This is a genomic window from Ramlibacter sp. (assembly GCF_013697775.1).
Classification (GTDB): domain Bacteria; phylum Pseudomonadota; class Gammaproteobacteria; order Burkholderiales; family Burkholderiaceae_C; genus Ramlibacter.
This window is the reverse complement of the sequence record NZ_JACCWG010000414.1, coordinates 1-8,435: the sequence shown is the minus strand read 5'-3', so window position 1 is coordinate 8,435 and position 8,435 is coordinate 1. Positions and strand designations below refer to the sequence as shown.

The window sequence follows — 8,435 nt, the reverse complement described above, 5'->3', positions numbered from 1 at the left end:
TCGAAGCTCCTGCTGCGTCTGCCCATCCAGCTCAATCGACTTGGCGACCCGCATGGCATCACACCCCCTTGGCCATCGGAGTATGCCTTCGAGCGAAAGTTTAACTAATTCGCGCGCACTACACTAGTAGGGGCTGCCCCCATGGAATCGGCTAGCGCGCGGACGGTTGCGAGGGGTACTCGAACACGCACTTCAGCGCGCGTGCGGAGATGCGCGTCTCCGACGGATAAGCCAGTGCGTTGTTGATGTAGGTGACGCCCTCGCGCTCCACGTGCCGGTTCACGTGGCTGTGGCCGTACACGTGCAGCTGAGAGCCCAGCTGGCGCACCTGCCGCTCGATGATCGTGCTGCCCAGCACCGGGTAGACGATGCGGTGCTGCGGCGGTATGTAGTCGGGCATCAGGTCGATGCGCGGCATGAAGTGCGAAAACGAGATCACCGCCTGGCCCGGCGGCGGCGCGGTCAGGTCGTTCTCGGCGGCGAAGTAGGTGGCCAGGTCGCGGGGGTCCAGGCCCTCCGGCCAGCGGCAGGCGCGGTAGTCGGCCCAGGCCTCGCGCAACTCGTCGCTGGGCACACCGAAGGAATCGTCGTACCAGCCCAGCAGCGGCACCACGGACACGCCCGGTGCGTGGAACGTTTCGGTAGAGACGCCGCAGTCGGCCGCCAGCTTGCGCACCCACGCGAACTTGTCCAGGGAATGGCGCACGTTCTTTTGCCGCACCACCCACAGGTCGTGGTTGCCCGGCACGTAGAGCACTTTGGCAAAGCGCTTCTCCAGGTCCTTGAAGCACTGCTCCAGGATGCCCATGCGGTCGGAGACGTCGCCGGCCAGCAGCAGCACGTCGTCGGTGTAGTCGGCCATCGACAGCTGCGCCAGCCACTTCAGGTTGGCGTCGTAGTCGAGATGGATGTCGGAGGTGGCGAAGATCCTGGGCATGAATGGAAGCAGGTGGGGCCTAACCGGCCGCAGGCAAGGCGTCGGCGCGCAGGCGGGCCAGCAGCGCGTCGAGCCGGCGGGTGTCGTTGTCGAAGGCGGTAATGCCCGGGTGGTACTGCGAACCCGAGGTCTTGGGCAGGCCGTACTTCAGGAACGTGGCCAGCGTGCCGGACGGGCCGGCGTCGATGTAGCGGTGCGGCCCCGTGGCCTCCAGCGCGGCAATGGTCTGCTGGAAGCGGATCGGCTCGCGCAGCACCTGCCAGAAATTGTCGGCGCTCAGCGACTGCAGAGCGCCGGCCCGCGCGCAGCACACCAGCGGCAGCGTGGGCGCGCGGTAGGGGATGCGGGCGAAGTGGGTCAGGAAGTCGTCCTTGGCTGGCTCCATCCAGCGCGAATGGAAGGGCAGCTCGACCGGCAGGCGGCTGTAGCCGATGTTGCCGCGGTCGAGGAACGCCTCCAGCGGCGACAGCTGCGCGTCCGGCGCGGCCAGCGTGAAGTGCGCGGCGAAATTGACGGCCGCCAGTTCGGCGTTGCGCTTGAGCTCCGGCTGCCGCTCGTACAGCGCCGGCGCATCGAACACCGCCATCATCGCGCCGCGCGGGCAGTGGCGCAGCAGCACCTCGGCCTGCCACACGATGGCCTGCATCGCCTCGCGTGCATCCATGCAGCCGGCGTGGCAGGCGGCGGCGAACATGCCCAGGCTGGAGCCGACCACGACGTCCGGCGTAATGCCGGCCTCGCGGAACACCTCGACCAGTGCGTTCTCCACCATGAAGATGGCCACGCCGGTGGCGGCGGTCGGCGTGAACGCGTCGGACTTCTTCTTTGCCGGGTCGTACACCTGGGCCAGCACCGAGCTGCCGAGGACACCGGTGGCAATGGCGTCCAGCGCGCGCATGCGGGCGGCGAAGCCGGCGTGGGCCGCGAGCAGCGGCGCGCCCATCTGGTAGTACTGCGAGCCTTGTCCGGAGAAAAGAAAAACGTTCTTCATGGGTCGATTGTTCCTTGCGGCGTGCTCCGAAAGCGTGCACTGTCGCCGGTCTGGCTTAAACTTTGACGTTGTTTTCTCGAATTGGCGACTTTGTGTGAAGATTGCCAGGTGACTCAGCCATTCTCCCTGTACCACCGGCGCCGCCCGCCCACTGCTGATGAGCTGGCGGGCATTCCGTGGCTGAAGGTGCTGGAGGCGGGAGAGTACGACCGCGCCGTGTGCCAGCTGACGGTGGTCGCCGCCCAGACGGGCGACTACGTGTGCCGCGTCGGCCGGCCGCTCGCCTACTGGTTCGGCGTGATCGAAGGGCTGCTGAAGATGAGCAGCGACACCGAGCAGGGCCAGACGATGACCTTCGCCGGCGTGCCGCCGGGCGGCTGGTTCGGCGAGGGCACGGCCCTCAAGCGCGAGAGCTACCGCTACAACATCCAGGCGCTGCGCAAGAGCGTGGTGGCCGGTATTCCGGTGGACACTTTCCATTGGTTGCTGGACCACTCGATCGGTTTCAACCGCTTTGTCATGAACCAGCTGAACGAGCGGCTGGCGCAATTCATCGCCGCGCGCGAGATCGACCGCATGAACAACCCAGACCTGCGCGTGGCACGCAGCCTGGCGGCGCTGTTCAACCCGGTGCTCTATCCCGGCGTGGGCCAGGTGCTGCGCATCACGCAGCAGGAGCTGGCGTACCTGGTGGGGCTGTCGCGCCAACGGGTGAACGAGGCGCTGGCGGCTCTGAAGTCGGCCGGAATCATCCGCGTGGAGTACGGCGGCCTGCGCGTGATGGACCTGGACGCGCTGCGCTCCAGCGTGTTCGCGCGTGCCGCCTCGGACTCCTGACGCGATCGGCGCGAGTGCATTTCTAGAATACCGAAGCCGCTTGTGCGACTTGCATTCTGAACCACTCTTTTCACTCTGCACCAACTCGTCAAATGGCCGTATGTGCGTGGCCTTCTATAAGGAAGCGGCATTCGCGATAAGCCAGAAGCAATATGCAGGCGGCACAGGCCTCTGCATCGCCCGTGTCGCTCAGGCGCGGGAATTGCTTGGGGGAAACCCTGTTGTGCGGTGCGTGTGCGTGGGAAAGAGTGCACGCGTTCAATACGCCGGTCCATCGCCGGCGGCCGAGATGCAGTTGATGAATCCAGACAGGGAGCACGCCACATGAGCGAGACGAACGAGAGCCCGGAAGCCCAATTCACCGTCGTGATGAACGACGAGGAGCAGTACTCGATCTGGCCCGCCGGGAAGCCCATTCCCGCCGGCTGGCGCGAGAACGGGCCCACGGCGGACAAGCAGGTTTGCCTGGACCACATCGCCAAAGTGTGGACCGACATGCGCCCCTTGTCGCTGCGCAAGCAGATGGAATCGGCCGGCTGAGCACGACGGCATTTCCCTAGCGGTCCGCCACCGCGGCCGCGCTCCGGCGCGCCGTGGTGCATGCCGCATTGCCGTTGTCGTCCCCCGCGTCCGCCGCCGGCAGCGCTTGCTGCCGCGCCCAGGCCACGCGCCCGCGTGCGCGTGCCGCCCCAGAAAGAACCGATCCATGCCTTTGTCCGAAGCCGAACTCCCCAACCCCGTGGACGCCATCCTGGCCGAGTTGCACAGCATCGGCGCGACGCTGGGGCTGGATGGAGCGAACCTGCGCCTGGGCGCACCCAAGGGCAGCATCGGCGAGAACCTGCGCGAGCGCATCCGTACCCATCGTGACGCGCTGATCGCGCACCTGCGCGAACGCGAGGCGAGCCAGGGCGTGAAGGCAGCGGGCGAGGCGCCAATCCCGCGGGTGCCGCACGGCCAGCCGCTGGCGCTGTCGTTCGCGCAGCAGCGCCTGTGGTTCCTGGCCGAGCTGGAGCCGGACAGTCCGTTCTACAACATCCCGGTGGCGGTGCGCATGCACGGTGCGCTGGACGTGCCGGCGCTGCAGTCGGCGCTGGACGCGATGGTGCGCCGCCACGAATCGCTGCGCACCCGCTTCCTGGTGGCCGACGGCACGCCGCTGCAGCAAGTGCTGCCGCCCCAGCCGGCCCTGCTGCATCAGGCAGACCTGAGCGGCCTGCCGCCCGCCGAGCGCGAGGCGCGCGCCCGCGAACGCAGGCACGCCGAGTCGCACCACCTGTTCGACCTGCGCAACGGCGAGAACATCCGCACCACGCTGCTGCGCATGGCGCCGGAAGAGCACCTGGTGCTGCTCACGCTGCACCACATCGTGGCCGACGGCTGGTCCATGGGCGTGCTGGTGCGCGAGGTGGGCGCGCTGTATGCCGCGTTCGCGCAGGGCGGCGCTTCGCCGCTGCTCGAGCTGCCGGTCCAGTACGCCGACTTCGCGCACTGGCAGCGGCAGACGCTGAGCGGCGACGCACTGGACAGGCAGGTGGCCTACTGGAAGGGCAAGCTGGCCGACGCGCCCACGCTGCTGTCGCTGCCGACCGACCGGCCGCGCCCGGCGGTGCAGAGCTTTCGCGGCGACACCTGCAGGTTCGAGGTGCCGGCGTCCATCACCGGCGGCCTGCGCGCGCTTGGCCAGAAGGCGGGCGGCACGCTGTTCATGCCGCTGACGGCCGTGCTCAACGTGCTGCTGGCGCGCTGGAGCGGCCAGCGCGACGTGTGCATCGGCACGGCGATTGCCAACCGCACGCGGCGCGAGCTGGAGCTGCTGATCGGCTTTTTCGTCAACACGCTGGTGCTGCGCACGCGCATGGAGGACGACCCGCGCTTTTCCGACCTGGTCGAACAGCTGCGCCGCACCGCGCTGGAAGCCTATGCGCACCAGGACGTGCCGTTCGAGCACCTGGTGGACGTGCTGGCGCCCGAGCGGCACCTGAGTCACGCGCCGCTGTTCCAGGTGATGCTGGGCCTGCAGAACGCGCCCATGGGCAAGCTGGCGCTGCCCGGCCTCACGCTGGAGACGCAAGAGGCGCACAACACCACCGCCAAGTTCGACCTGACCTTCTTCTTCACCGAAGAGGGCGACCGCCTGCACGCGGCGATCGAATTCAGCACCGACCTGTTCGAGCGCGCCACCATCGAGCGCATGGCCCGTAGCTTCCTGGTGCTGGCCGAAGCCGCGGTGGCGCAGCCGCAGACGCGGATATCGCAGCTGCCGCTGCTGGATGCGCAGGAGCAGGGCGCGATCCTCGCTGCTTGCAACGATGCGCGCCATTACGACGTGGATGGGACGCTGCATGGCTTATTTGAAGCGCAGGCGGCGCGGCGTCCGCAGGCGATTGCGCTGACGCATGAAGGGCGGTCGCTCAGCTATGGCGAGTTGAACCGGCGGGCGAACGTGCTGGCGCATCACCTGCGTTCGCGCGGTGTGGTGCCGGACGCCCTGGTGGGCTTGTGCGCAGAACGTTCCATCGACATGGTAGTCGGCCTGCTGGCGATCCTGAAGGCCGGCGGCGGGTACCTGCCGCTGGACCCGGATTACCCGGCCCAGCGGCTGGCGGGAATGGTTGCGGATGCGAAGCCGGTGATGGTGTTGACGACATCGTCCGTTCGCCCGACACCCTCCGTTCGCCCTGAGCTTGTCGAAGGGTCCCAGCACGCCTGGGCTTCGACAGGCTCAGCCCGAGCGGGGTTGGGTTTCGAGGTGTTCTGCCTGGACCGCGACTGGGATTCACTTGCCGGCCTGCCCGAGAGCAATCCGCCCGCGTCGAGCCAATCGCAGCACCTGGCCTACGTGATCTACACCTCCGGCTCCACCGGCAAGCCCAAGGGCGCGCTGCTGCAGCATGGGAATGTGCTGCGCTTGTTCGAAGCGACTTCGCAGTTCAACTTCACTGAACGCGACGTCTGGACCTTCTTCCACTCGTTCGCTTTCGACTTCTCGGTCTGGGAGATCTGGGGCGCACTGCTGTTCGGTGGCCGCGTGGTCATCGTGCCGGATGCCGTGCGACGCTCGCCGCCTGCGTTCCTGGAGCTGCTGTCCAGGGAAGGCGTGACGGTCTTGAACCAGACGCCGTCGGCGTTCTACCAATTGATCGAAGCAGACGGTCAGCAGGCTCTGCCGCTGGCGCTCCGGTCCGTCATCTTCGGCGGCGAGAAGCTGGACTTCACGCGGTTGAAGCCCTGGTACGAACGGCACGAAGCGAACCAGCCGCAACTGGTCAACATGTACGGCATCACCGAAACGACGGTGCACGTGACGTACTACGAGGTGACGCCAGACGACACGGACAAAACCGCCAGCATCATCGGGCGCCCGATCAGCGATCTGCGCGCTTACGTTCTCGATCCATGGCTGAAGCCCGTTCCCACGGGCGTGTCGGGCGAGCTGTACATCGCAGGCGCGGGCCTGGCACGCGGCTACCTGGGACAGCCCGAGCTCACGGCCGAACGCTTCATCCTCAACCCGCACGGCGCACCCGGCGAGCGCATGTACAAGACGGGCGATGCGGCCCGCCTGCTGCCCGACGGCACGCTGGAATACCTGGGCCGCCTGGACGCGCAGGTGAAGGTGCGCGGCTACCGCATCGAACTGGGCGAAATCGAAGCCGCGCTGGCCGCGGTACCCGGTGTCAAGCAGGCGCTGGTGCTGGCCCGCGAGGACCGCCCCGGCGACAAGCGCCTGGTTGCCTACGTGGTCCCCAGCGAGGAAGACACCGAAGCGCAGGACCGCTACCAGCTGCCCAACGGCTTGCGCATTGCGCACATCAACCAGCACGAGACGCGCGCCGTGTTCGAGGAGATCTTCGACGAGGAGATCTACCTGCAGAACGGCGTGACCTTGCGCGACGACGCGGTGGTGTTCGACGTCGGCGCCAACATCGGCCTGTTCACGCTGTTCGTGCACGACCGCTGCGCCAACCCGCGCGTGTTCTCCTTCGAACCGGTGCCGCCGGTGTACGACGTGATGGCGAGCAACGTGGCCATGTACGCGCCGGGCGCCACCGCCATGCCGTTCGGGCTGTCCAACCGCGCGCAGACCACGCAGATCCACTACTACCGCAACATGTCCGTCAACTCGGGCCTGTATGCGGACGTGCAGACCGAGCGTGCGCTGACCGAACGGTTCCTGCGCAACCAGTCGGAGGAAGCCGGCTCCTACATGGACCAGCTGCTCGAAGGCAAGTTCGAGGCCGAGGTCTATCCCTGCCGCATCATCACGCTGTCGCAGGCGATCCGCGAAGCGGGCGTCGAGCGCATCGACCTGCTGAAGATCGACGTGGAGAAAAGCGAGCTCGACGTGCTGTCCGGCATCGAGCCGCAGGACTGGCCGAAGATCCGCCAGATGGTGATCGAGACGCACGACATCGACGGCCGCGTCGACACCATCCGCGCCATGCTGGGCGCGCACGGCCTCGACTGCGTGGTGCACCAGAAGCAGGCCATGCTGGGCACCGGCGTGTTCCAGATCTACGCCGTGCGCGATCGCGCGCAGCAGGCCATGCAGCCGTCCGCGCCGCACAAGGGCCTGCTGTCTCGCCATGCCGAACCCGCCGCCGACGCCGAACAAGTCGCCGGCATGAACCAGGTGTTCGACCAGATCTACGGCCAGAGCACAGCGCAGGACGCCGTGGCGTCCGACGCGGCTTTTGACGGTACTTTCGACGGCACCTTCGATCTCTCCGGCTGGACCAGCAGCTACGACCGCCTGCCGATTCCCGCCGCGCAGATGCGCGAGTGGGTGGACCAGACGGTGGCGCGCATCCGCGCGCTGGGGCCGGACAAGGTGCTGGAGATCGGCTGCGGCACCGGCCTGCTGCTGCACCGCATCGCGCCGGCCTGCACGCGCTACTGCGGCACCGACCTGTCGGGCGTGGTGCTGGACAAGCTGCGCGCCAGCCTGGCCGCGCGCGAGCCCATGCCCTGCGACATCGCGCTGCTGCAGCGGCCGGCCGACAAGCTGCAGGACATCGCGGGCGCGCCGTTCGACACGGTGGTGCTGAATTCGGTGGCGCAGTACTTCCCCAGCCTGGCGTATCTCAACACCGTGCTGGAAGGCGCCATCGGCCTGGTCGGGGACGGCGGCCATGTGTTCGTCGGCGACCTGCGGCATGCGGGCCTGCTGGAACTGCTGCAGACCTCGATGGCGCTGCATCAGGCCGAGCCGGATGCGCGTGCCGGCGACCTGCGCCAGCTGGTGGCGCAGAACACGCGCCGCGAAGCCGAGCTGCTGGTCGACCCCGCGTACTTCCACGCGCTGCGCCAGCGCTTTGCGCGCATCAGCCGCATCGCCGTGGTGCCCAAGCGCGGCCAGGTCGACAACGAACTCACGCGCTTTCGCTACGACGTGGTCATCTCGGTCGGCGCAGCCGCGCCGGCGACCGCGCCTGCGATCTCGCCCGACTGGCAGAACTGGAGCGGCGAGGACGCGCTGCGCCAGCGCCTGGCGCGCGAGGCGCCTCCCGTGCTGGCCCTGCGCGACATCCCGCAGGCGCGGCTGGCCTCCATGCGCGCGGCGCAAAGCCTGCTGCACCGCCTGCCCGACAGCGCCACTGCGGCAGAACTGCAGCGCGAGCTGGCGACCGAGCCGGCGCCGGGCGCGGACTTCGCGCGGCTGGAAGC

Annotated in this window: 5 protein-coding genes; 3 read left to right on the top strand and 2 right to left on the bottom strand. The window is 67.9% G+C overall.

The window, feature by feature from the left end; all coding sequences use genetic code 11:
- Positions 1 to 151: 151 nt before the first annotated feature.
- Positions 152 to 937 carry a metallophosphoesterase gene (locus tag H0U68_RS20975; protein ID WP_296358845.1) on the bottom strand — a complete coding sequence of 262 codons (786 nt, stop codon included), beginning with the start codon at positions 935 to 937 and terminating at the stop codon, positions 152 to 154.
- Between the two features lie 19 nt (positions 938 to 956).
- Positions 957 to 1,928 (bottom strand): acyltransferase domain-containing protein, encoded by a 972-nt coding sequence (locus H0U68_RS20970; RefSeq protein WP_296358844.1) that lies wholly within the window; start codon positions 1,926 to 1,928, stop codon positions 957 to 959.
- Between the two features lie 108 nt (positions 1,929 to 2,036).
- Between H0U68_RS20970 and H0U68_RS20965 the strand changes: the two genes are divergently transcribed.
- The 3 genes from H0U68_RS20965 to H0U68_RS20955 form a co-directional block, all read left to right on the top strand.
- Positions 2,037 to 2,765 carry a Crp/Fnr family transcriptional regulator gene (locus tag H0U68_RS20965; protein WP_296358843.1) on the top strand — a complete coding sequence of 243 codons (729 nt, stop codon included), beginning with the start codon at positions 2,037 to 2,039 and terminating at the stop codon, positions 2,763 to 2,765.
- A gap of 324 nt (positions 2,766 to 3,089) precedes the next feature.
- Complete coding sequence (locus tag H0U68_RS20960) at positions 3,090 to 3,305, top strand: MbtH family NRPS accessory protein (RefSeq protein WP_296358842.1); 216 nt, start codon at positions 3,090 to 3,092, stop codon at positions 3,303 to 3,305.
- Between the two features lie 166 nt (positions 3,306 to 3,471).
- A partial coding sequence (locus H0U68_RS20955) for an amino acid adenylation domain-containing protein (RefSeq protein WP_296358841.1) occupies positions 3,472 to 8,435 on the top strand: 4,964 nt, incomplete at its 3' end.

Bases quoted from the DNA above. Each gene is read 5' to 3' on its own strand.
- H0U68_RS20975 (WP_296358845.1), bottom strand. From the start codon at position 937: ATGCCCAGGATCTTCGCCACCTCCGACATCCATCTCGACTACGACGCC.
- H0U68_RS20970 (WP_296358844.1), bottom strand. From the start codon at position 1,928: ATGAAGAACGTTTTTCTTTTCTCCGGACAAGGCTCGCAGTACTACCAG.
- H0U68_RS20960 (WP_296358842.1), top strand. From the start codon at position 3,090: ATGAGCGAGACGAACGAGAGCCCGGAAGCCCAATTCACCGTCGTGATG.